The organism is Deinococcus sp. JMULE3 (genome assembly GCF_013337115.1).
GTDB lineage: Bacteria > Deinococcota > Deinococci > Deinococcales > Deinococcaceae > Deinococcus.
This window is the reverse complement of sequence record NZ_SGWE01000004.1, coordinates 1,449,804-1,471,352: the sequence shown is the minus strand read 5'-3', so window position 1 is coordinate 1,471,352 and position 21,549 is coordinate 1,449,804. Positions and strand designations below refer to the sequence as shown.

Here is a 21,549-nt window from a genome sequence, read left to right as displayed (position 1 = left end):
CGCGCAGTTGCCCCTTCGGGAGAACCGGCAACGCTGTGAGCCGGGGGGCAGACCGTCAGCCGGACTGCCGTCCTGGCGGGTGCGCGCCCGGTATCCTGGGCGGCATGACCCTCTCCGCGCACGCCCTGCTGCTCCTGAACGCGCAGCGTCACGACCTGAACGACCGGCCCGACGAGCGGGCGGTGGCGCGCGACTGGGCGCATCACGTGGACGAGGCCCGCGCGCAGGGCTGGGTGGTGGCGTTCGTGCAGTGGGACGCCCCCCACGGCGCGGACTGGGACACCTTCTCGAAGGAGTGGACGCTGCACCCGGACTTCCGCGCCGAGCAGGGCGACGTGCTGGTCCGCGCCGAGATGCCCGACGCGTTCGAGGGCAGCGAACTGGCCGCGCAACTGCACGCCCGCGCGGTGCAGAGTCTGCACCTGCTGGCCCTGAGCGGCACGCCCGCGCTGGACGCCACGCTGGCGTCGGCGCAGGGGCAGGGCTTCCGGATCGAGTCGCTGGAAGTGCCCGCATGAACCTCGACTACACGCTGGACGTGCTGGTGCGGCTGCTCGCCACGCCCAGTCCCACGGGCTTCACGGACGCGGCGGTGGCGCTGCTGGAGCAGGAGTTGCAGGCGCTGGGCGTCGCGGCGCAGCGGACCCGCAAGGGCGCCCTGACCTGGGAGGTCGCCGGGACCGGCGAGGGGCACGTGACGTTCAGCGGGCACGTGGACACCCTGGGCGCGATGGTCAAGGGCGTGAAGGACAGCGGGCGGCTGCGGCTGTGGCCGCTGGGCGGGTACGACTGGGCGACCGTCGAGGGCGAGGACGTCCTCGTGCACACCCAGGCGGGCCGCACCCTGACCGGAACGGTCGTGAACGTCCGCCAGAGCACCCACGTGCACGGCGCGGCCCTGCGCGACCTGAAGCGCGACGCGGCCGTCATGGAGGTCCGCCTGGACGAGGCGGTCTTCAGCGCCGGGGACGTCCGCGCGCTGGGCGTGCAGGAGGGCGACTTCGTGAGCTTCGACGCGCGCCCCCGCGTGACCGCGAGCGGGTACGTGAAGGCCCGCCACCTCGACAACAAGGCGGCGGTCGCGGTGTTCCTGGCGGTCACGCGTGAACTGCTCGCGTCCCCCGCGCCCGTCACGGCGTCCTTCCACGTCACCACCTACGAGGAGGTCGGGCACGGCGCCGCCACCGGCATCCCCGCGCACACCGACGCGCTGATCGCCGTGGACATGGCGGCCGTCGGGGAGGGGCAGACGAGCAGCGAACACTGCGTCTCCCTGTGCGTGGCGGACGGCGGCGGGCCGTACGACCACGCGCTGGGCAACCGCCTGCGCGCCGCCGCCCGCTCGGCGAGCCTGGACCTGCGGGTGGACATCTACCCCTACTACGCCTCGGACGGCACCGCCGCGTGGCGCGCGGGTGGGGACTACCCGGTCGCGCTGATCGGGCCGGGCGTGGACGCCAGCCACGCCTACGAGCGCACGCACACCGACGCGCTGCGCGCCACGGGCGAGCTGATGCTGGCCTACCTGCGCCAGTAAGGCGCGTGCTGGGAGCGGGTCCGGGTGAAGGCGGCCCGGGCCCTCCGACCGTCAGGGCGTCGGCGGGACGTGGTCGAGCGTCTCGGCCCCCAGCGCCCCCTCGGGCCGGGGCAGGTCGTTCTCGCGCAGCAGGTACGCGGTGACGTCCAGCACCTCCTGGGCGCTCAGGGTGCCCCGGCGGTCGTCCGGCATGGTGTCGCGGATCAGGTCGTGCAGCGCGCGGGGCGGCACCGTGCGGTACAGCGCGCGGAAGTCTTCGCCACCCAGTCCGGGGGCGCTGACGCCCTCCAGACGGTCGCCGTGGCAGATCGCGCAGGCCAGGAAGTAGGTGGTCTCGCCACGCTGAAGCTGTTCGGCCTGCGCGGACGTGGGGACGGCAGGCGGCGTGGCGGGGGTGGGGGTCCCGGTCGCCACGGCACTCAGGGAGGCCAGCAGGGGCAGGAGCAGCAGGGCAGGGGCGCGCACGCCGGGCACTCTAGCGGGGGTGGGGTGCGGGGTGGATGAACCGGGTACACTGGCCGGAAAAGATGTATACAATCCTGGCTTGTCCCTGTAAGCTGGACGCGTGCTCTCTCTTCAGAAGGCGGCGAACATCCTGGGTGCATTCAGCGCCGAACAACCCGAATGGGGCGTGCGCGCCCTCGCCGCGCACCTGGGCGTCCCCCGCGCCACCGCCCACGCGTACCTCGCCGGACTGACCGAGGCCGGATTCCTGCGCCGCACCCCCGCCGGCAAGTACCGCCTCTCCTGGCACATCGCCGAGATGGGCGCGCAACTGACCTCCTCGCTGCCCTGGTTCCAGGAAGCCCGCGCGCTGATCACCCGCCTCGCGCTGGAAGTCCGCGCCGTGGCGTTCCTGTGCATCCTGGAAGGCGAGGAGGTCGTCGCCGCGATCCGCGAACGCCACCCGGACGCCGACATCGACCTGCCGCTGGACATCTACCTGCCGGCCACCGCGACCGCCAGCGGCAAGATCCTCTACGCGCACGCCGACATCACCCCCCGCACCTTCGCCGCGTGCACGCCCAGCTCCATCACCAGCCTGGACGAGTGGCGCACCGAAGTCGCCAAGGTCAAACGCCTCGGGTACGCGTACTCCATCGAGGAATGGGTCCCCGGCCAGTGCACCCTGGGCGTCCCCTACCACGCGCTGCACACCGCGCACGGCGACACCGACACGGTGGTGGCCGCCATCGGCGTGCAGATGAGCGCCCAGCGCTACCTGCGCGAGGAACGCCACATCCGCGAACGCGTCGTGCAGATCGTCCGCGAGGCCGAAGCCCTCCCGTAACCCACCCCCAACGCAGCGCGCCGCCCGGAACGTGAAACTGGGCGGCGCGCTGCGTTCACTCCTCGTTCAGTTCACCCGTGCGCGGCATCAGCGTCCAGTCCGTGACCGCCCAGCCCTGCGCGCCGCGCGCGAGGTTCACGATCATTGTGAAACGCTCGCCGTTCACGTACTCGCTGTCCGTCTTCGCGTCCGTGAAACCCACCGTGGTCGTCATGACCGCCTGCGCCCGCGTGGGCGTGTCTGTCAGCAGCCGCACGGAGCTGAACGTGAAGTTCCCCAGCCGCTCCAGCGCGAACGCCTCCTGGCTCTTCCAGCTTTCCAGCCACGGCTGCGCGCGGGTCACGGCCGCCTGCACGCGCCGCCGCACCTCGGCCTGCTGCTCGGGCGTGCGCTTCACGTCCCGGAACTGCGCCGCCACGTGCCCCGCCACGCCACTCAGGTCGCCCAGCAGCCCCGCCGTGACGCCCAGCGCGTCGTCCTTCAGCTCCGTCATGCCGCCCGCCGACAGGCGCACCGGCAGGTACCGCACGCTGCCGCTGCGCGCGTCCCGCAGCAGCGCGTCGTCCCGACCCGACGCGCGGCGCACCGTCGTGGACGGCCACACCGGCACGACCGGCTCACCGTACCGGTCACGGGTTACCGGTACCGACAGCAGTGCGGGACCCGCCACCACCTCCGACCCCTGCACGCGGTACAGGCGCAGCGTCGCCGCGTCCCGGCCGATCACCTGCCCCAGGTACGACCGCACACCCGGCGCGAGGAACGCCCCGCCGATCCCGCCCCGCTGCGCGTCCGGGTTCACCCCGGCCCGCGTGGGCCAGTCCCACAGCCCGAAATCCGACACGTCCTGCTGGATATCCGGCCCGTAGTTCGCCAGCCAGTCGCGGTAGGGGGGCTGCAGGCCCTGCGCCCACGCGTCCGCCGCCGCCCCGCCGCGCGTGATGAGGCGCGTGGCGTACTCGGCCAGCACCCCACCACCGAACAGCTGATCGCCGGGCCGCGTCAGCGAGTACGACTCCATGAACGCCGGGAACGCCCGCGTGTTCTCCACGAACCGCACCCCGCCCGGCGTGGGCAGCAGCGAGTACACCACCGGCAGCGGCGCACTCTCCGCGAAACTCAGGCCATACCCGTACGCGAAGCGCCAGTCCGACCCGATCAACTCCAGCGGCCCCCGACCATCCAGCTGCCGCGCGTCCAGCGAATCACTGTGCGCGCTGAACGCCGTCAGGAGCTTGCGGGGCGGGCTGGTCAGCGAGTACAGGTGATGAGTGAAACAGCAGTGCGCGCCGCCCGAGAAACCCGCCAGCAGCACCTCCGGCACGCCATCTCCCGTCACGTCCCGGCACCAGTCCACGCTGACCATCGTGTCCGTGACGGTCGCGTACGTCACGCCCGCCCGCGACAGCGTCACGCGGTCTTCCGGATCGTCGAAACCGTTCTCGACGGTCTTCACGGTGTACGCCCCGCAGGTCGCCAGGGTCGTCTTCGTGGGCGGGGCAGCCTGCGCGCGGGCGGGCGCAGTCAGGAGCAGGGCGGGCAGCAGCAGGAGCAGGGCACGGTTCATGGAAACCTCCGGAATGCGAAGAGCAACAGAACAGTCAGCTCAGAGGAATGAAGCAGTTCTCCTGATCTCCCGTACCGATCATCATGATCTCGTTCCGCCCCTTCCTAAAAGCAAAAGCGGAAAAGTCGGGGAGTGAGAGAACCTGGGCGAGCCGCCTATCTATCGAGTTGAGACCTTCAAAAACAGTCGTCGTATGAAAATCGGCGGATGTGAGTTTGGTATACGCCACCTCGTCGTTCCAGTCCTCAATTGACACGACACTCCACCCGTGGTGGCTCCCCCCGAGTTTGACGTCCCTATGGAAGACTATGACGCTGTCCAGATTGAGATCACGGCGGAGGGACAAGGAATCTCGGTACGAAAAAGACACAATGGGTTGACTGACCTTGCTGTGAATCTTGCGCCTTCCGAGATAATCTCCGAGCGTCTGAGTGATGTCGTTCCGCCATTGAAAATTGTGGTCACATGGTTCCTGAAGGAAGATATTGCGACCCGCCCTGATCATTCTCAGTGGCAGCCAATCAAGGATGACGTCCTTGCTGAAAACGCCATCCAGAATAAATTCATCCAGGAGATTGCCGAGCAGTTCAGGAGCCTGATTTCCTAGCGGCGATTGAGCATCGAACATCAACACGGTCTCGCCGTATGGGAGTTTGAACGTCTGTGTCTCTGACATCTTCGGTACTCCTGATCGTTGTCGGGGTGGTCGCCGCTCCTGTCCGGACGTATGGGCCGCTGGCCTTCATCTTCGCCCGTCTGGACGGGGAAGACCAGTCTTGCTTTCGTGCGGGGCGCGTGCGGTGTACACTCGCCGCACAGTCACCAGGGGTGCCGACCGTCAAGAGCGTCGGCTGAGAGAACACCGTGTTCAACCCTAGGAACCTGATCTGGTTCATACCAGCGGAGGGAGCGTGACGGGTGCCGAAACGTCTTTGCGTGTTTCGCCCCCCTCCGACGCGTGAGGGGGGCGTTTTTCTATTGGCAAGCCACTGACCTGACCCGACCTGACGGGCGGCCCTGACAGTCGCCCTCCCAGCTCCGGACGCCCTCGCGGGTGCCCGGCGGCCCCGTCCTGTTCCCATTTCTCTGGAGTGCCCATGACTACCCTGACCCCACCCCCGACCGACCCCGCGACCGAAGCCCTGACGATTCTCGACCCGGAGCTGACCGCGCCGTTCCCGAACAGCGAGAAGGTGTACCTGACCGGCACCATTCATGCAGGGGTGCGGGTGCCCGCGCGGCGCATCCGGCAGTCGCCGACCCTGGAACGCGTGGGGGACCTGACCCGCACCGTCCCGAACCCGGCCCTGCTCGTGCCGGACACGAGTGGGCCGTACACGGACGCCCGCCTGAGCGTGGACCTGCGCGCCGGGCTGGGGCACGCGCGCCCCTGGCTGGCGGGGGACGCCCGGCTGGAACTGGCGCGGGAGCGGCGCCACCCGGCGCTGGACGTCAGTGGCCCGCTGCCGTTCCCGCGTGTGCCCCGGCCCCGCCGCGCCCGCCCCGGCGCGGGGATCACGCAGCTTCAGGCGGCGCGGCGCGGCGAGATCACCCCCGAGATGGAATTCGTCGCCCTGCGCGAACAGTTGCGGCAGGAGGCGGATTTCGACCTGACCCACCAGCACCCCGGCCAGGGGTTCGGGGCCGCCATCCCGCGCGAGATCACGCCGGAGTTCGTCCGGTCGGAGGTCGCGCGGGGCCGCGCGGTGATTCCCGCGAACATCAACCACCCGGAACTCGAACCCACGATCATCGGGCGGAACTTCCGGGTGAAGATCAACGCGAACCTCGGCACCAGCATCGTGACCAGCTCCATCGAGGAGGAGGTCGGGAAGATGATCTGGGCGACCCGCTGGGGTGCCGACACGGTCATGGACCTCTCCACGGGTCGGCACATCCACCCGACCCGCGAGTGGATCGTCCGGAACAGCGCCGTGCCCGTGGGGACCGTGCCGATCTATCAGGCGCTGGAGAAGGTCGGGGGTGTGGCCGAGGACCTGACCTGGGACGTGTACCGCGACACGCTGATCGAACAGGCCGAGCAGGGCGTGGACTACATGACCGTCCACGCCGGCGTAAGGCTGGCGCACCTGCCGCTGACCGCGCGGCGGCGCACCGGGATCGTGTCGCGTGGCGGAAGCATCCTCGCGAAGTGGTGCCTCGCGCATCACCGCGAGAACTTCCTGCACACGCACTTCGCGGACATCTGCGAGATCCTCGCCGCGTACGACGTCACCTTCAGCCTCGGGGACGGCCTGCGCCCCGGCAGCATCGAGGACGCGAACGACGCCGCGCAGTTCGCGGAGCTGGACACGCTGGGCGAACTGACGCGCGTGGCGTGGGACCACGGCGTGCAGACCATGATCGAGGGTCCCGGCCACGTGCCCATGCAGCTCATCCGCGAGAACATGACCCGGCAGCTCGACGTGTGCCAGGAGGCGCCGTTCTACACGCTGGGGCCACTCACGACCGACATCGCGCCCGGGTACGACCACATCACGTCCGCGATCGGCGCGGCGCAGATCGCGTGGTACGGCACCGCCATGCTGTGTTACGTCACGCCGAAGGAACACCTGGGCCTCCCGGACCGGCAGGACGTGCGCGACGGCGTGATCGCGTACCGTATCGCCGCGCACGCCGCCGACCTCGCCAAGGGCCACCCCGGCGCGCAGGCCCGCGACAACGCCCTGAGTAAAGCGCGGTTCGAGTTCCGCTGGGAGGACCAGTTCAATCTGTCCCTGGACCCCCTGAAGGCCCGCGCGCTGCACGACGAGACGCTGCCCGCCGACGCGGCGAAGACCGCGCACTTCTGCTCCATGTGCGGCCCGCACTTCTGCTCCATGAAACTCAGCCACGACCTGCGCGCCCCCGACGTGCTGGCCGGACTGGAGGAGAAGGCCCGCGAGTTCCGCGCGCTGGGCGGCGAGGTGTACGTGCCCCGCCAGGAACATGGGCCGGAGGGGGAGGCGTGACCCTCGGTCGCCTGTATCTGGTGGCCACGCCCCGCGCCGGGCAGCCGCAACCCGAGTTCCTGGCGCGGGTCGAGGCTGCGCTGGACGGCGGCGTGGACACGCTGCAACTGCGCTGCAAGGACTGGGAGGCGGGGACGTATATCGCGCTGGGTGAGCGGGTGGCGGCGCTGGCCCGCGCGCGCGGCGTGCCGTTCTTCATCAACGACCGCGTGGACGTCGCCGCCGCGTGCGGGGCGGACGGCGTGCACCTAGGGCAGGGGGACCTGCCGCCCGCTTGGGCGCGCAGGCTCGCGCCGGAGTTGCTGCTGGGCCGCAGCACGCACGCGCCCGCGCAGGCGTGCGCCGCGCTGGCCGACGCCCCCGCGTACATCGCCGCCGGGCCGGTGCACGCCACACCCACCAAACCGGGCCGCGCGCCCGCCGGACTGGCCTACGTGCGCGCCGTGGCCGCGCTGAATCCGCCGCTGCCCTGGTACGCCATCGGCGGGATCGACGCCTCGAACGTCCACGAGGTGCTGGCCGCCGGGGCGACCCGCGTGGCGGTCGTGCGCGCCGTGTTGGACGCCCGCGACCCCGCCCAGGCCGCGTCCGACCTGCTGGGGGCGTTGCGGGGGGTGCCCGCGTGACCCGCCCCGCCATCCTGACCGTGAACGGCGAGGCGCGGCCCCTCACGCCCGGCCTGACCCTGCCCGCCCTGCTGCGCGACCTGAACATCGACCCGGCGCGCGTGGCGGTCGCCGTGAACGACGACTTCTACCCCGGCGCCCGCGTGCCGGAACGCACCCTGGAGGCCGGAGATGTCATCGAGATCGTCCGAATTATCGGGGGGGGCTGAGAGTTCCGGGGCAGCGTGGGCCGTCAGGCCCTCTGCCCCCGAGCGGAGCGAGCAGGAACAGGGGCGGGTTCTGCGGAATGGAGAACCTGCGCGTCCACTCACCGGAGGTTCGTAATGCAGCAGAATCCGCACACACCCGACCCCTTCACCCTCGGCGGGAAGACCTTCACCTCGCGCCTGATGACGGGCACGGGCAAGTTCACGGATTTCGGCGTGATGCGCGAGGCGCTCGCCGCGAGCGGGTCGCAGATCGTGACGGTCGCCATCCGCCGCGTCGAACTGCGGGCGCCCGGACATGACGGTTTACTGGACGCCCTGGACTGGGACGCGCTGCAACTCCTGCCGAACACCGCCGGGTGCCGCACCGCCGAGGAGGCCCTGCGCGTGGCGCGGCTGGCGCGCGTGGCGACCGGCGTGAACTGGATCAAGCTGGAGGTCATCCCCGACGCCCGCTACCTCCTGCCCGACCCTGTGGGCACGCTCCGCGCCGCCGAAGGATTGGCCGCCGACGGGTTCACGGTGCTGCCGTACGTGCAGGCGGACGCGGTGCTGGCCCGCGCGCTGGAGGACGCCGGGTGCGCCGCCGTGATGCCCCTGGCGAGCCCCATCGGCTCCGGCCGGGGCCTGCGCAGCCCCGAGCTGCTGCGGACCGTGCTGGACGGCGCCCGCGTGCCGATCGTCGTGGACGCGGGCCTGGGCGTCCCGAGTGACGCGGCGCAGGCGCTGGAACTCGGCGCGGACGCCGTGCTGGTGAACACCGCGATCGCCGAGGCGCGCGACCCGGTCGGCATGGCCCACGCCTTCGCGCTGGGCGTGCAGGCGGGCCGCGCGGCGTTCCTGGCCGGACGGATGCCCGAACGCACGCACGCCAGCTCCAGCAGCCCGCTGGGTGGGGTAGTGCGCCTGCCTGACCCGGAAGTGCCCGTGTGAGGCTGACTCCGGTTGAAAGGTTCGCAGAACCGCGTCAATCCGAGCGGATGCGAGGAGGAGTAGAGCGGATTCAGGGCGTGAAGTTGGCGACCCGGTGGTGTTCCGGGTTGCCGACGGAACAGACGGAATCCGCATGAGGTCGCGGGAGGTGATTGTGGTGGGCGGCGGCCTGATCGGGTCACTGGTGGGGTTCACGCTGCGCCGGGCGGGTGCGGATGTGCTGGTGCTGGACGCAGACCGGCCGGGCGCGGCGTGGCGGGCGGCGGCGGGCCTGCTCACCCCGGACGGCGAGCGGCTGCGCGGCACGCCCCTGCACGCGGACGCGCTGGAGGGATTGCGGCGCTGGCCCGCGCTGGCGGCGGCGCTGGAACGCTCGGGCGTGCCCGTTCATCTGCGGCCCGACGTGACCCGCGTGCAGCCGGGCGGCGGGGTGGCCTGCACGCCGGGCGAGGGGAGCCTGCACCCGCCCTCGGTGGTCCGCGCGGCCCGGCAGGGGGCCGAGGTGGTGGCCGCGCACGTCCAGTCCCTCATCCCGTCGGTGGGTGGGGTGCGGGTGCGGACGGACGCGGGCGACTGGTTCGCCGGGCAGGTGATCGTCGCGGCGGGCGCGTGGAGCGGCGCGTTCGGTGTGCCGGTCACGGCGCAGCAGGGGCAGGCGCTGCTGCTGCGCGGCGCGCCGGAGGTGGGGGCGCGCTACGGGCCGCCCGCGCGGGGGTTCTCCCGCTACGCGCTGTCCCGCCCGGACGGCCTGTACGTCGGCGCGACAGCTCGCCGCAGCTGGGCCACCACACCCGACGCCCACGCGGCCCGCTGGTTGCGCGGCGCGGCCCGGACGCTCGTGCCGGGGGCGGACGTCGCAGAGGTCGCCTCGTTCCTCGTGGGCCTGCGCCCGGTCACGCCGGACGGTCTGCCGCTGGTCGGGCCGCACCCGACCCTGCCCGGTGTGCTGGTCGCGACGGGACATGGGCGGCACGGGTCGCTGCTCGCCCCGGTCACGGCGGCGCGCGTCCTGGCGCTGGTGGAACAGGGGGTAAGTGCATGACGGTGCCCGTTGCGCTGACCATCGCCGGGTCGGATTCCGGCGGGGGGCGGGCATCCAGGCGGACCTGAAGACCTTCGAGGCGCACGGCGTGTACGGCACGAGCGTCCTGACGCTGATCACCGCGCAGAACACCCGGGGCGTGCAGGCCACGCACCCGCTGCCGCCAGGGCTGGTGGCCGCGCAGCTGCGCGCCGTGCTGGACGACTTCCCGGTCGCGGCGGTGAAGACGGGTGCGCTGGGTAACGCGGGGCTGGTGCGCGCGGTGGCCGACGCCCTGCGGGGCCGACATCTGCTGCTGGTCGTCGATCCGGTCATGCTCGCCAAGAGCGGGGACGCCCTGCTGGACGACGGCGCCCTGCACGCGCTGCGGGATGAGCTGCTGCCCCTGGCGACGCTGGTCACCCCGAACGTCCCCGAGTGGGCGGCCCTGCGCGCGGCGGGCGTGCCGGACACCACGCCGCTGCTCCTGAAGGGCGGGCACGCGCCCGGTGAGACCGTCACCGACGAGCTGCGCGCCCACGGGCACCACCTCATGCTCAGCGCGGCGCGGCAGCATACGCGGCACACGCACGGCACGGGCTGCACGCTGTCGGCGGCGATCACCGCGAACCTCGCGCGCGGTCTGGCCCTGCCAGACGCGGTGCGGGCCGCGCACGCGTACCTGCAGGGCGCGATCCGCGCCGCGCCGGGCCTGGGCGCGGGGCACGGGCCGCTGGGGCACCGGGCGGCGGGGGAGCAGGTGCAACCCACCCCACATCCAACCTAACGCTCGTTAGGTACACTGGGGGCAAGTTCCAATCAGGAGGTTGCCCCCATGACCCAACCCACCCCCGCCCAGACCGGCATCACCCCAGGCGAAACGCCCGAGCAGCACGCCCACTTCGAGGCCCGCATTGCTCGCGGCGAGAAGATTGAGGCTGGCGACTGGATGCCCGCCGAGTACCGCCGCCAGCTCATCCGCATGATCAGCCAGCACGCCCACAGCGAGGTCGTCGGCATGCTCCCCGAAGGCGAATGGATCACCCGCGCCCCCAGCCTGAAACGCAAGACCATCCTCATGGCCAAGGTGCAGGACGAGGCCGGACACGGCCAGTACCTCTACCACGCCGCCGAAACGCTGGGCGCCACCCGCGAGGACATGCTCCAGGCCCTCCTGAGCGGCAAGGCCAAATACAGCAGCATCTTCAACTACCCCACCCACACCTGGGCGGACGTCGGCATGATCGGCTGGCTCGTGGACGGCGCCGCTATCAAGAACCAGACTATGCTCGCCGGATGCTCCTACGGCCCGTACAGCCGCGCCATGGTCCGCATCTGCTCGGAAGAAACCTTCCACCACAAGCAGGGCAAGGAAATGATCGTCGCGTACGCCCAGGGCACCCCCGAGCAGCGCGCCATGGCGCAGGACGCCCTGAACCGCTGGTGGTGGCCCGCCATGATGATGCTCGGCCCGCACGACGCCGACAGCCCCAACAGCGGCGTCCTCTCGAAATGGGGCATCAAACTCAAGAGCAACGACGAAGTCCGCCAGGAATTCATCAACGAACACGTGCCCGAACTCATGGAAGCGGGCCTGACCATCCCCGACCCGGACCTCCACCAGGACGACCAGGGCAACTGGCGGCACGGCCCCATCCACTGGGACGAATTCTGGGCCGTCATCCGCGGCGAACAGGGCCTCAATAAAGAACGCCTCGGCGCCCGCCAGCACGCCCACGACGACGGCGCCTGGGTCCGCGACGCCCTCCAGGCCTACACCGACCGGCAACGCGCGGTGGCGGCCGACTGAACCCCTCAGCCCAGAAAGGAATCACCCATGACTCAACCTCACTTCCCTTCCTCCGATACGCAGTGGCCGCGCTGGGAGGTGTTCAAGCAGGACGCCCCTAACCGCCCGCATCAGGCGGTGGGGAGCGTGCACGCGGGTGACCCGCCGCACGCGCTGGTGACGGCGCGGAACGTGTTCGTGCGCCGCCCGGCCGCCGTGAGCCTGTGGTGCGTGCGTGAGGACGACATCCTGACCGCCACGCCCGAGGAACTGACCACGAACCCCGCGCTGCTGGACTCGCCCGGCGAGGCTGGGACGTACCACGTGGGCGTGAAACGCACGAACAAACGCAGCATGACGTTCGTGGATCTCAGCGGCACCGTGACCGCCGGTGGCCCTGGCGACGCGCTGCGGCAGGCGCAGAGCCTGCACCCCGACGTCCTCGCCTGGATGGTGTTCCCCGAAACAGCCGTTGTCCGCACCGACGAGGACCCCGGCACCGTCGAGAGCTGGTTCGCGCCCGCGAAGGACAAGACGTACAAGCAGCAGCAGCACTACGGCGTGATCGGCCGTCACGTCGGCGAACTGAAACGCGCCGGTCTGATGCCGGGCCGCGCCCCCAGCGAGGACAGCGCATGACCACTGGCATCCAAGCCCTCACCGATACGCAGACGCAGGCCCTCCTCCTGAAACTCACGGTCCTTGCCGACGACGAGATCATCCTCGCGCACCGGGACGGCGAGTGGACCGGGCACGCCCCCATCCTCGAAGAGGACATCGCGCTGGCGAACATCGCGCAGGACGAACTCGGGCACGCCGGGCTGTACCTGAGCCTCGCGCAGACCCTCGGCGGCAGCGACCCCGACCGGGTGGCGTTCTGGCGCGGCCCGGACGACTATCGCAACACCCGCCTCGTGGAACTCCCGAAAGGCGACTGGGCGTTCACGATGGTCCGGCAGTTCCTGTACGACACCGCCGAAGCCCTGTGGCTGGAGGCCGCCACCCGCAGCACCTACGCCCCCCTCGCGGAGATCGCCGCGAAGGCTGTGCGTGAGGAGAAATTCCACGTGCAGCACACTGCCCTGTGGGTGGAACGCCTCGCCCTCGGCACGCCCGAAAGCGAACGCCGCACCCAGGCCGCCCTGACGGAACTGTGGCCGCACGCCGCGCAACTCTTCCAACCCGTCGAGGGCGAAGACGAACTGACCGCAGCGGGCATCCTCCCCGACTTGAACGCCGTGCACGCCCGCTGGACCGACCTCATCACCCGGCACCTCGTGGACAAATGCGGCCTCACCCTCCCCGACGCCCCCACCACCCAGCCCGGCCGCGACACGCACACCCACCACCTCGCCCCCCTGCTGGAAGAAATGCAGAGCGTCGCCCGGCAACACCCCGACGCCGAGGTCTGGTGAACAGGTTGAAGGTTGATGGTCAACAGTTGATGGAATACTCCACCCCATCACCTATCAACCATCAACCATCAACAGTCTGGGCGGCCCTCGCCCAGATCCCAGACCCCGAGATTCCCGTCGTGAGCATCACGGACATGGGCATGGTGCGGGACGTGACCGTGGGCGACGCGGGGCGCGTGACGGTGACGTTCACGCCCACCTTCAGCGGCTGCCCCGCCCTGCACGTCATCCGGGACAGCATCGAGCAGGCGGTGCGCGACCTGGGCGTCACGGACGTCGAGGTTCGCAGCACCCTCACGCCCCCCTGGACGACCGACTGGATCAACGACGACGCGCGGGAGCGGCTGCGGCAGTACGGCATCGCGCCCCCCGCCCCCACCGGGGAAGGGCAGCTGATTCAGCTGGACGCGGAACCCACCCGCTGCCCCCGCTGCGGCAGCCTGAACGTCCGCATGACCGCCAGCTTCGGCCCGACGTTATGCAAACGCATGTACGTCTGCGACACCTGCCGCGAACCCTTCGAGGGCTTCAAGAGCGTATGAACTCCGCCGACGATGCGGATAGGGTGAGTGGACGTCGCAGACGCGCGTCTTCTGGAACTCGGTTGGGGTGAGGCGTGATTTCAAATCAGACACTGGACTTCTCACGGCGATTCATTCAGGCCGCCCTGCTGGTGGCGCCCCCTGTCGGCGCGGCCCTCTACTACACCCTGAACAGGTCGCGCCTGACGGAGGACGCCTGGCTCTACTTGGTCTTCCTGGTGATCCTGACACCACTGTGGGGACTCGTCTGGCACGTCATTCTCGACAGCTACTTTTTCAGGGGATACGCCGTGAAAGTTGAGGTCATGCTTCAGGCGGATGGTGACATCCGGGAGCGGCTGGCCCGCACCTGGCAGGGGAACTTCACGCCCCCCTTCAGTCAGGCTTCGACCGGCACCACGCACCGGCACGTCGCCCTGAAGCTCCTGAACTCGGAAGTCATTCCACTCCTCCTCCAGAACCGCGCGTGGTGGGTGTACGGCGACGCTGCCCACATCCGGGCCCGCAAGGGCACCCTCCGCGAAACGTTCGGGCGCTGGCAGGCGCAGTCACGCGCCGTCGAGTTCCAGCCCGGGCAGGCGCTGAGTGACCGGCAGCTCGTCGGCTACTACGTGGTGACGATCCTCCTGTACGGCTTCGACCGCCTGAAGGGCGCCGGGCTGGAGCGGGAGTTGTCGGGCGCGGCAGACATGCAGAAGGTGCTGCTGGCCCTCTCGCAGGCCCGGGCGCACAACGTACAGGGCTGCGTGGTCGAGTGGAGCCCTCACCACGCGCCGCGCTACCACTCCGTCGATCAGGCCATCCAGTTCTTCCCCGAACTCAGGAAGCTATGACCCACGCCAGCGAGTCCACCGACAGCCGCCCATCCCAGGAGGGCTTCAGAAGCTCATGAGCACGACATGGTAATGGCGCCGCACACCATCCGCCTGCCGGCGGGCGAATTCGTCTACCGCGACACAGGCACGCCTGACAGGCCCACCGTGCTGGCCATGCACGGCATGGGTCGGGACGGTTCGGACTGGGACGCGACCGCCCGGGCCCTCGTCCCCGAGTTCCGCCTCGTGGCCCTCGACCTGCGGGGGCATGGGCAGAGTGTCCGGACAGAGCAGTACAGCCTGGAGGCCATGCAGGAGGACGTGGTGGCGGTCGTGGACGCCCTTCAGCTGAACGACTTCGTGCTGCTGGGCTTCTCGCTGGGCGGGGTGGTCGCCTACCTGTACGCGCAGGCGCACCCCGAGCGTGTCCGGCAGTTGATCACGGTGGATACGCCGATGCCGACCACCTGGGAGCAGCCCGCGCCGCCCGCCCAGGCCCCCGAGGGTGTTCGGCACGACTGGAACGCCACCACGCAGCTGTTCCCGGAGCTGCACACCACGAATGACCGGTGGTGGAATGACCTCGCGCGGATCACCTGCCCGGCACTGCTCCTGCGGGGCGGGGAGGCCAGCTGGATGCCGCAGGACCGCATCGAGGACACGGCCCGGCAGATGCCGGACGCCCGTGTGATCGAGATTCCAGGAGGCGGACACCCGATTCACCGCACCCAGTTCCCCGCGTTTACCCAGCACCTTTCCAGCTTTCTCCGGGGAGCAGAATGACCCTCACTTCACGCCGTCAATATCACCGGTTTTCCTTTGGTGATCATGATGGTGTGTTCGACGTGGGCGGCGATTCCTCCGTCGGTGGTGGCGAGCGTCCAGCCGTCGCGGCGGGTGCGGACGCGGGGGCTTCTGCCGGTGCTGATCATGGGTTCCACGGCGATCACGAGCCCCTCGTGCAAGGGTTGTCTCAGCGCAGGGCGGTAGTAGTTGGGAACGTCGGGTTTCTCGTGGATGGCGCGGCCCACGCCGTGCCCCTGGAGTTCTGGCAGGAGCGTGAAGCCCCGGCGCTGAACCTCGGTCTGGATGGCGCGTCCGATGCCGTTCAGGGGTTGTCCGGCGCGGGCGGCGTTCAGGCCGCGCGCCAGGGCAGCCTCGGCGGCAGCGATGAGGTTCGCTGCGGTGGGGGAGACGGGTGGCACGGCGACCGTGATGGCGGCGTCCGCGACGAACCCGCCGACGTTCGGCGTGACGTCGATGCACACGACGTCCCCCGCCTGAAGCGGGCGGTGGGTGGGGAGGCCGTGGACGATGTCGTCGTTGACGCTGATGAACACGTCCACGGGCGCGCCGTACTCGGCACGCGGCGCGGAGAACGCCCCGAACCCCGCGAAGACCTTCCCGGCCAGCGCGTCCAGTTCGGCGGGCGTGACGCCCGGTTCGACGGCGGCGCGCAGGGTGTCCAGGGTGAGGGCGACGACCTTCCCGGCGAGGGTCATGCCGTCCAGTTCATGCTGCGTGGTGATCGTCATGCGGCAGTGTAAGCGCGCTGTTGAAGTTCGAACTGTGGTGGAGCAGTGAGCCGCCTTTCTTCTCCTCCCCCTTGAGGGGGGAGGCCGGGAGGGGGTGCGCGCAGCGCCTGTTTTCCCGAATTCCATCTCAATTTCAGATCGAATCGTCTTTCCCTCTCCAAGGAGCGTTTTCTGTGACTCAATCAATCTCTTCTGATCTTCTTCGTCCGGCGTCTTATGTGTCGGGTTCGTGGCATGCGAATGCGGATGGGCAGGTGCTCCTGGACGCGGTGTATGGGCGTCCGGTGGCGGTGATCTCGTCGGAGGGTGTGGATTTCGGTGGGGCGCTGGCGTATGGGCGGCGGGCGGGTGGGGCGCTGCGCCGCATGACGTTCCATGAGCGGGCGCGGGCCTTGAAGGCGCTGGGGGCGTTCCTGATGGAGCGCAAGGAGGCGTATTACGCGCTGAGTGCGTTGACGGGGGCGACGCGGCGGGATTCGTGGGTGGATATCGAGGGTGGGATCGGGACGCTGTTCAGTTACGCGAGTGCGGCGCGGCGGGAACTGCCGGACGAGCGCTTCTGGCCCGACGGGCGGCTGGAGCGGCTGGGGCGCGAGGGGACGTTCGTGGGGCGTCACCTGCTGGTGCCGCGTGAGGGCGTGGCGGTGCAGATCAACGCGTTCAACTTCCCGGTGTGGGGGATGCTGGAGAAGTTCGCGCCTGCCTTTATCGGGGGGATGCCGAGCCTGGTGAAGCCCGCGCCGCAGACGGCGTACCTGACCGAGCGGGTGGTGCGGGACATCGTGGCGTCGGGCCTGATTCCGGAGGGGACCCTGCAACTGGTGACGGGGGAGCCGGGATCGCTGCTCGATCACGTGGAGGAGCAGGACGTGGTGGCGTTCACGGGGTCGGCGGCGACGGCGGCGAAACTGCGGGTGCATCCGGCGATCGTGGGTCGGTCGGTGCCGTTCAACGCGGAGGCGGACAGCCTGAACGCGTCGGTGCTGGGCCTGTCCGTGAAGCCGGAGGACCCCGAGTTCGCGTTGTTCGTGCGCGAGGTGGCGCGCGAGATGACCGGGAAGGCCGGGCAGAAGTGCACCGCGATCCGCCGCGCGCTGGTGCCCTCGCATCTGGTGGAGGCGGTGACGGAAGGTTTGCGCCGCGAGCTGGCGAAGGTGACGCTGGGCGACCCGGCGCGCGACGACGTGCGGATGGGTGCGCTGGTGAGCGTGGAGCAGCGTGAGCGGGTCCGTGAGACGCTGGAGAAGTTGCAGGCTGAGGCGCGTGTGGTGATCAGCGGCGAGGCGCAACTGCTGGGCGGCGACCGTGAGAAGGGCGCGTTCCTCGACCCGACGGTGCTGCTGTGCGAGACCCCCCTGACGGCGCGCGGGCCGCATGAGCTGGAGGCCTTCGGGCCGGTGGCGACGCTGCTGCCGTACGACTCGCTGGAGGACGCCATTCACCTGACGAAGCTGGGTCGGGGCTCGCTGGCCGGAAGCATCGTGTCCCGCGACCGCGCCGAGGCGACGGAACTCGTGCTGGGCATGGCGAGTTCGCACGGCCGCCTGCTGGTCCTGAATCGCGACAACGCGAAGGAGAACACGGGGCACGGGTCGCCGCTGCCGCAGCTGAATCACGGCGGGCCGGGCCGGGCGGGGGGTGGTTCGGAGCTGGGGGGCCTGAGTGCGGTGCGGCATCACATGAACCGCGTGGCGGTGCAGGCCGACCCGACCACCCTCACGGCGATCACGCGGGAGTTCGTGCCCGGCGCCGAAGTCACCGAGGATGTCGTCCACCCGTTCCGCAAGTCCTTCGACGAGATTCAGGTGGGCGACAGCCTCCTCACGCACCGCCGGACCGTCACGGAGGCGGACATCGTGAACTTCGCGGGCCTGACCGGCGATCACTTCTACGCGCACGTCGATGAGATCGGCGCGCGGGAGGGCATCTTCGGGCGGCGCGTGGCGCACGGGTACTTCCTGATCTCGGCGGCGGCCGGGCAGTTCGTGTCGCCCGCGCCGGGGCCGGTCCTCGCGAACTACGGCCTGGAGAACCTGCGGTTCATCGAGCCCGTCGGCATCGGCGACACCATCCGCACGCGCCTGACCTGCAAACGCAAGATCCGCAAGGACCTGCGCCCCGGCGAGACCCGCCCGACCGGCGTGGTCGAGTGGCGCAGCGAGATCACCAACCAGGACGGCGTGCTCGTCGCCACGTACGACATCCTCACGCTGGTGGACCGCGCCCGGGACGAGTTCGACCCGCCCGCCGAGGAGATCGGCGTTCAGGCTTAAACCCGGGGCGTGACAGGGGGCGGAGGGGGTGCTGGCGTTCCCCTCCGCCCATGTCGTCGATCACTGGACTGGATCATGGGAGCGTCCGGTGAGCCGCAGGCGAACCCGCAGGAGAGGGGACATCGGAATGGCGTTGGAGGGCCTCTGCGGTGCGGTGTCCGCAGGGGCCTGGAACCAGAGTGCTGATGCCCTGTGCAGGGGCGGGGTGCGAGGCGCAGGCCCGCGCGTTCTTCGGGGTGTTCCTGGGCCTGACGGAACTCGTGAAACCGGAGGCGCTGCGGCGCAACGGTGGCGTATGGTTCGGCCTGCCGGACGGGCGGCAGCTGCACGTGGGCGTCGCGCCGGAGTTCGTGCCGCGCGTGCTCCTTCATGACCGGTCCGGGAACCGGCTGGAGGTCGTGCAGGGCGCGCATCCTGCCCGGATGGTCAAGGTTGGGTGAACCGGTGGGGCGTGTCTGCCCCCGCTGGGGGGATGGTACGGTGAGTGACCCGGACAGCCTGCCGACCTGATGTGAATTATTTTACACTCGGGTAGGCGTGGGACGGCTGATCTGACGGTTCCCACGACGGACGCACCACCTGGAGGCTTCATGAATTTCACCGAACTGCTGCACTCCTTCTTCGACGAGCAGGCCACGGCGGATCTGGGCCGCGTGGCGGGCGTGGATCCCGCTGCGGCGCGCCGGGCGCTGGAGGCCGGGCTGCCGCTGCAACTGGACGCGCTGGCCGCGCAGGCGGGCACGCCGATGGGCGCGCACATCGCCGAGGCGATCGAGAGTCTGCCCCGCTTCGAGAGCGTGCAGGGTGTCCTGAACGAACCGGACGGCGCGTCGAACCTCCAGCAGGCCGGGGAACTGCTCGCCCCTGCGCTGCTGGGTGACGGGGCCGGGAGCCTGGCCCGTCAGGTCAGCGAGCGGGCCGGGGTGGACGCGGGCGGCGCGGACCGCCTGCTGCAGCTGAGCCTCCCGCTGCTGCTGAGCCTGCTGGGGCGCTTCGGCGTGACGGCCGGGAACGTCGCTTCGATGCTCGGTGGCCTGAGCGGCAGCCTGGCTGGCGGATTGACGGGCGCGGCTATGGTCGTGCCGGGTCTGGATGTGCCGCCCCCCGCGCCGCAGGTGCCGACCCCGGTCATGCCGGACGCGGACCGGATGGACGCCGCGCCTGCACACAGGGCCGATGACGTGTCCGCTGGACCGGATTCGGCTGGGCTGGGTACAGCAGGTCTGGGTGCGGCCGGGCTGGGCGCCGCTGGTCTGGCCGCCCTGAGCGGTCCGGCGCTGCTGGAGTGGCTGCGCGGGCAGTTCGGCGGGCGGACCGCCGACGCGCTGGGCGCCGCCGCCGGATTCACCGGCGGTGCCAGTGGGCGCGCGGCGCAGGCGGCACTGCCGATCCTGCTGGGCGCGTTCGTGCAGCGTGCCCGGACGGACGCCGGCGCGCAGGACCTGCTCGCGCGCAGCGCCGCGAGTGCCGATCTGGTCGGTGCGGACGGCACGCTGGACACCCGCGCGCTGGGCGACCCGGCCGAGACGGCCCGCATCGAGGGGCAGGGGCGCGGCCTGCTGGGCAGTCTGTTCCCGAACATGGACCCGGTCACGGGTCGCCTGGGCTCCGCGCTGGGCGGGAGTGGCGCGAGCGCCGGGCGGCTGCTGGCGCTGATGGCGCCCATGCTGCTGGGCCTGCTGGGTGCCCGCGCCCGCGCGGGGGGCCTGAACGCCGCGTCCTTCCGGGACCTGCTGGGCGGCCTGGACGGTCACCTGGCGAGCCTGCTGCCTGCCGGGATGGGCAGCCTGGCGGCGCTGCTGGGGGCCGGGGCACTGACCGGGTCAGCCGCCGCAGCTGTCACGCCCGTTCCCGCCCCGGCGGTCACCCCCAGCGTCGTGACGACGCCGGTCTCGCCGCCACCGGCTGCGCCCGTGACGACCGGGCGGCGCGGTGGGTTCCCGTGGTGGATCATTCCGCTGCTGCTCCTGCTGGGCCTGGGCGGGTGCTGGCTGGTGAACCAGAACCGCACCGATCCGCCCGCTGCGACTGGCGAGGCAGCGGCCAGCATCCTCGTGACCAATCCCACGTCCGGCGCGGACCTCCCGGCCGAGCCGTTCACCATGAGCGGCACCGGCCCGGCGAACACTGAACTGATCATCTCGGATCAGGGGCAGGAGGTCGGGAAGGCCACGGTCGGCGCGGACGGCGCGTGGTCGGCGGAACTGCCCGCACCCACGCCCGGCGAGCACACGTACAGCGTGGACGGCGGCGGTGGCCGCAGCGAACTGAAGGTGAACGTCACGGACGCCAGCGCGGGCACCGAGGGGGCAGGCACTGAGGGCACGGGCACCGACACCGGCAGCACCGACACCGGCAGCACCGACACCGGCAGTACTGACACCAGCGGGACCGAGACGCCCAGCACCGAGACCGCCGCGACCTTCGTGATCAGCGAGCCCGCCGCGGACGCCACGCTGCCCGCCGGGACGTTCACGCTGCGCGGCACCGGCACGGCCGGGCAGGAGGTCGAACTGTTCGAGGACGACACCAGCCTCGGCAAGATCACCATCGGGGAGGACGGCACCTGGAGCTTCGACGTGCCCAGCCCCGCCGCCGGGGCGCACACGTACGCGGTGCGCGGCCCGGACGGCACGGACCTCGGAACGGTCACCGCGACCGTCAGCGCGCCCGACGCGACCGCCAGCGCCGCCGACTGCACGGAGGACTACACCCTGAGCATCACGGACGGGCAGACCGTGAACGAACCCTTCCGCTTCGGCGGGGTCGGTCAGGGCGGGGGGTACAGTGTGACCGTCAAGCGCGGCGAGCGCACCATCGGCACGAAGGACGTCCCGCTGGACGCCACCTGCGGCTGGAGCTACCAGAGCCGCCCCGGTCCCGGGACCATCACCTACGAGGTCCGCCCGCTGGGTGACGGGACAGCCGCGCCCCTGAGCACCGTGAACCTTACCGTCGGGCAGTAACGATTGGCGTTCAAGGCCCGCGCCTCCACCCGGAGGACGCGGGCCTTTCTGCGCTCTCCAA

General features: G+C 70.6%; 22 protein-coding genes and 1 riboswitch. Of the genes, 18 read left to right on the top strand and 4 right to left on the bottom strand.

The genetic code is table 11. The features are described 5' to 3' along the window. Window positions 1-104: 104 nt before the first annotated feature. Both EXW95_RS10015 and EXW95_RS10010 read left to right on the top strand, forming a co-directional pair. Window positions 105-518, top strand: a complete 414-nt coding sequence (locus EXW95_RS10015) for an isochorismatase family protein (RefSeq protein WP_174367340.1) — start codon at window positions 105-107, stop codon at window positions 516-518. Further along, window positions 515-1,537: a M42 family metallopeptidase gene (locus EXW95_RS10010; protein ID WP_174367339.1), complete on the top strand. Its 1,023-nt coding sequence runs from the start codon at window positions 515-517 to the stop codon at window positions 1,535-1,537. The genes EXW95_RS10015 and EXW95_RS10010 overlap by 4 nt, the downstream gene beginning before the upstream one ends. 51 nt (window positions 1,538-1,588) lie before the next feature. Here the strand turns inward: EXW95_RS10010 and EXW95_RS10005 are convergent, their stop codons facing one another. Then, on the bottom strand, window positions 1,589-2,002 hold the full coding sequence (locus EXW95_RS10005; protein WP_174367338.1) for a cytochrome c: 414 nt from the start codon (window positions 2,000-2,002) through the stop codon (window positions 1,589-1,591). Between the two features lie 100 nt (window positions 2,003-2,102). Between EXW95_RS10005 and EXW95_RS10000 the strand changes: the two genes are divergently transcribed. Beyond that, on the top strand, window positions 2,103-2,828 hold the full coding sequence (locus tag EXW95_RS10000; RefSeq protein WP_174367337.1) for an IclR family transcriptional regulator: 726 nt from the start codon (window positions 2,103-2,105) through the stop codon (window positions 2,826-2,828). Between the two features lie 55 nt (window positions 2,829-2,883). Here the strand turns inward: EXW95_RS10000 and EXW95_RS09995 are convergent, their stop codons facing one another. Both EXW95_RS09995 and EXW95_RS09990 read right to left on the bottom strand, forming a co-directional pair. Beyond that, complete coding sequence (locus EXW95_RS09995) at window positions 2,884-4,395, bottom strand: hypothetical protein (protein WP_174367336.1); 1,512 nt, start codon at window positions 4,393-4,395, stop codon at window positions 2,884-2,886. A gap of 34 nt (window positions 4,396-4,429) precedes the next feature. Then, window positions 4,430-5,029 (bottom strand): hypothetical protein, encoded by a 600-nt coding sequence (locus EXW95_RS09990; protein WP_174367335.1) that lies wholly within the window; start codon window positions 5,027-5,029, stop codon window positions 4,430-4,432. A gap of 180 nt (window positions 5,030-5,209) precedes the next feature. Then, window positions 5,210-5,322: riboswitch (TPP riboswitch) on the top strand. A 170-nt stretch (window positions 5,323-5,492) separates the two neighbouring features. On the opposite strand from EXW95_RS09990, the gene thiC reads away from it, so the two are divergent. The 12 genes from thiC (at window position 5,493) to EXW95_RS09930 (ending at window position 15,497) form a co-directional block, all read left to right on the top strand. Then, window positions 5,493-7,367 (top strand): phosphomethylpyrimidine synthase ThiC, encoded by a 1,875-nt coding sequence (gene thiC, locus EXW95_RS09985; RefSeq protein WP_174367334.1) that lies wholly within the window; start codon window positions 5,493-5,495, stop codon window positions 7,365-7,367. Further along, window positions 7,364-7,993, top strand: coding sequence for a thiamine phosphate synthase (gene thiE / locus EXW95_RS09980; RefSeq protein ID WP_174367333.1), 630 nt, complete (start codon window positions 7,364-7,366; stop codon window positions 7,991-7,993). Before thiC ends, thiE begins: the two co-directional genes overlap by 4 nt. Next, a complete protein-coding gene (gene thiS / locus EXW95_RS09975) occupies window positions 7,990-8,202 on the top strand; it encodes a sulfur carrier protein ThiS (protein ID WP_371809997.1) in 213 nt (70 codons plus the stop codon). The genes thiE and thiS overlap by 4 nt, the downstream gene beginning before the upstream one ends. Before the next feature lie 114 nt (window positions 8,203-8,316). Continuing rightward, entirely contained in the window at window positions 8,317-9,132 is an 816-nt protein-coding gene (locus EXW95_RS09970; RefSeq protein ID WP_174367332.1) for a thiazole synthase, read from the top strand. A 133-nt stretch (window positions 9,133-9,265) separates the two neighbouring features. Then, the gene (locus tag EXW95_RS09965) at window positions 9,266-10,174 is read left to right on the top strand and encodes an FAD-binding oxidoreductase (RefSeq protein ID WP_174367331.1); all 909 of its coding nucleotides are present in this window, start codon (window positions 9,266-9,268) and stop codon (window positions 10,172-10,174) included. Next, a complete protein-coding gene (gene thiD, locus EXW95_RS09960) occupies window positions 10,167-10,940 on the top strand; it encodes a bifunctional hydroxymethylpyrimidine kinase/phosphomethylpyrimidine kinase (protein ID WP_371809996.1) in 774 nt (257 codons plus the stop codon). Before EXW95_RS09965 ends, thiD begins: the two co-directional genes overlap by 8 nt. Before the next feature lie 48 nt (window positions 10,941-10,988). Then, on the top strand, window positions 10,989-11,963 hold the full coding sequence (gene paaA, locus EXW95_RS09955) for a 1,2-phenylacetyl-CoA epoxidase subunit PaaA (RefSeq protein WP_174367330.1): 975 nt from the start codon (window positions 10,989-10,991) through the stop codon (window positions 11,961-11,963). Window positions 11,964-11,990: 27 nt separating this feature from the next. After that, on the top strand, window positions 11,991-12,581 hold the full coding sequence (locus EXW95_RS09950; RefSeq protein ID WP_174367329.1) for a phenylacetic acid degradation protein: 591 nt from the start codon (window positions 11,991-11,993) through the stop codon (window positions 12,579-12,581). Further along, the gene (paaC, locus tag EXW95_RS09945; RefSeq protein WP_174367328.1) at window positions 12,578-13,357 is read left to right on the top strand and encodes a 1,2-phenylacetyl-CoA epoxidase subunit PaaC; all 780 of its coding nucleotides are present in this window, start codon (window positions 12,578-12,580) and stop codon (window positions 13,355-13,357) included. The genes EXW95_RS09950 and paaC overlap by 4 nt, the downstream gene beginning before the upstream one ends. A 29-nt stretch (window positions 13,358-13,386) precedes the next feature. Continuing rightward, the gene (gene paaD / locus EXW95_RS09940; protein ID WP_174367327.1) at window positions 13,387-13,899 is read left to right on the top strand and encodes a 1,2-phenylacetyl-CoA epoxidase subunit PaaD; all 513 of its coding nucleotides are present in this window, start codon (window positions 13,387-13,389) and stop codon (window positions 13,897-13,899) included. Between the two features lie 74 nt (window positions 13,900-13,973). Next, complete coding sequence (locus tag EXW95_RS09935; protein ID WP_174367326.1) at window positions 13,974-14,732, top strand: DUF1517 domain-containing protein; 759 nt, start codon at window positions 13,974-13,976, stop codon at window positions 14,730-14,732. Between the two features lie 66 nt (window positions 14,733-14,798). Next, window positions 14,799-15,497 (top strand): alpha/beta fold hydrolase, encoded by a 699-nt coding sequence (locus tag EXW95_RS09930; protein ID WP_174367325.1) that lies wholly within the window; start codon window positions 14,799-14,801, stop codon window positions 15,495-15,497. Window positions 15,498-15,505: 8 nt separating this feature from the next. Here the strand turns inward: EXW95_RS09930 and map are convergent, their stop codons facing one another. Beyond that, a complete protein-coding gene (gene map, locus EXW95_RS09925) occupies window positions 15,506-16,249 on the bottom strand; it encodes a type I methionyl aminopeptidase (RefSeq protein WP_174367324.1) in 744 nt (247 codons plus the stop codon). A gap of 173 nt (window positions 16,250-16,422) precedes the next feature. On the opposite strand from map, the gene paaZ reads away from it, so the two are divergent. The 3 genes from paaZ to EXW95_RS21170 all read left to right on the top strand — a co-directional run bounded on the left by paaZ (window position 16,423) and on the right by EXW95_RS21170 (window position 21,488). Next, entirely contained in the window at window positions 16,423-18,522 is a 2,100-nt protein-coding gene (gene paaZ, locus EXW95_RS09920) for a phenylacetic acid degradation bifunctional protein PaaZ (RefSeq protein WP_174367323.1), read from the top strand. Window positions 18,523-18,707: 185 nt separating this feature from the next. Next, complete coding sequence (locus EXW95_RS09915; RefSeq protein ID WP_174367322.1) at window positions 18,708-18,962, top strand: hypothetical protein; 255 nt, start codon at window positions 18,708-18,710, stop codon at window positions 18,960-18,962. Between the two features lie 150 nt (window positions 18,963-19,112). Further along, entirely contained in the window at window positions 19,113-21,488 is a 2,376-nt protein-coding gene (locus EXW95_RS21170) for a DUF937 domain-containing protein (protein ID WP_174367321.1), read from the top strand. Window positions 21,489-21,549 lie beyond the last annotated feature (61 nt).

What these genes read in the sequence shown, in the direction of transcription:
- EXW95_RS10015 (WP_174367340.1), top strand. Translation starts at nt 105, where the DNA reads ATGACCCTCTCCGCGCACGCCCTGCTGCTCCTGAACGCGCAGCGTCAC.
- EXW95_RS10010 (WP_174367339.1), top strand. Translation starts at nt 515, where the DNA reads ATGAACCTCGACTACACGCTGGACGTGCTGGTGCGGCTGCTCGCCACG.
- EXW95_RS09995 (WP_174367336.1), bottom strand. Translation starts at nt 4,395, where the DNA reads ATGAACCGTGCCCTGCTCCTGCTGCTGCCCGCCCTGCTCCTGACTGCG.
- thiC (WP_174367334.1), top strand. Translation starts at nt 5,493, where the DNA reads ATGACTACCCTGACCCCACCCCCGACCGACCCCGCGACCGAAGCCCTG.
- EXW95_RS09970 (WP_174367332.1), top strand. Translation starts at nt 8,317, where the DNA reads ATGCAGCAGAATCCGCACACACCCGACCCCTTCACCCTCGGCGGGAAG.
- EXW95_RS09965 (WP_174367331.1), top strand. Translation starts at nt 9,266, where the DNA reads ATGAGGTCGCGGGAGGTGATTGTGGTGGGCGGCGGCCTGATCGGGTCA.
- paaA (WP_174367330.1), top strand. Translation starts at nt 10,989, where the DNA reads ATGACCCAACCCACCCCCGCCCAGACCGGCATCACCCCAGGCGAAACG.
- EXW95_RS09950 (WP_174367329.1), top strand. Translation starts at nt 11,991, where the DNA reads ATGACTCAACCTCACTTCCCTTCCTCCGATACGCAGTGGCCGCGCTGG.
- paaC (WP_174367328.1), top strand. Translation starts at nt 12,578, where the DNA reads ATGACCACTGGCATCCAAGCCCTCACCGATACGCAGACGCAGGCCCTC.
- paaD (WP_174367327.1), top strand. Translation starts at nt 13,387, where the DNA reads ATGGAATACTCCACCCCATCACCTATCAACCATCAACCATCAACAGTC.
- EXW95_RS09930 (WP_174367325.1), top strand. Translation starts at nt 14,799, where the DNA reads ATGGTAATGGCGCCGCACACCATCCGCCTGCCGGCGGGCGAATTCGTC.
- map (WP_174367324.1), bottom strand. Translation starts at nt 16,249, where the DNA reads ATGACGATCACCACGCAGCATGAACTGGACGGCATGACCCTCGCCGGG.
- EXW95_RS09915 (WP_174367322.1), top strand. Translation starts at nt 18,708, where the DNA reads ATGCCCTGTGCAGGGGCGGGGTGCGAGGCGCAGGCCCGCGCGTTCTTC.
- EXW95_RS21170 (WP_174367321.1), top strand. Translation starts at nt 19,113, where the DNA reads ATGAATTTCACCGAACTGCTGCACTCCTTCTTCGACGAGCAGGCCACG.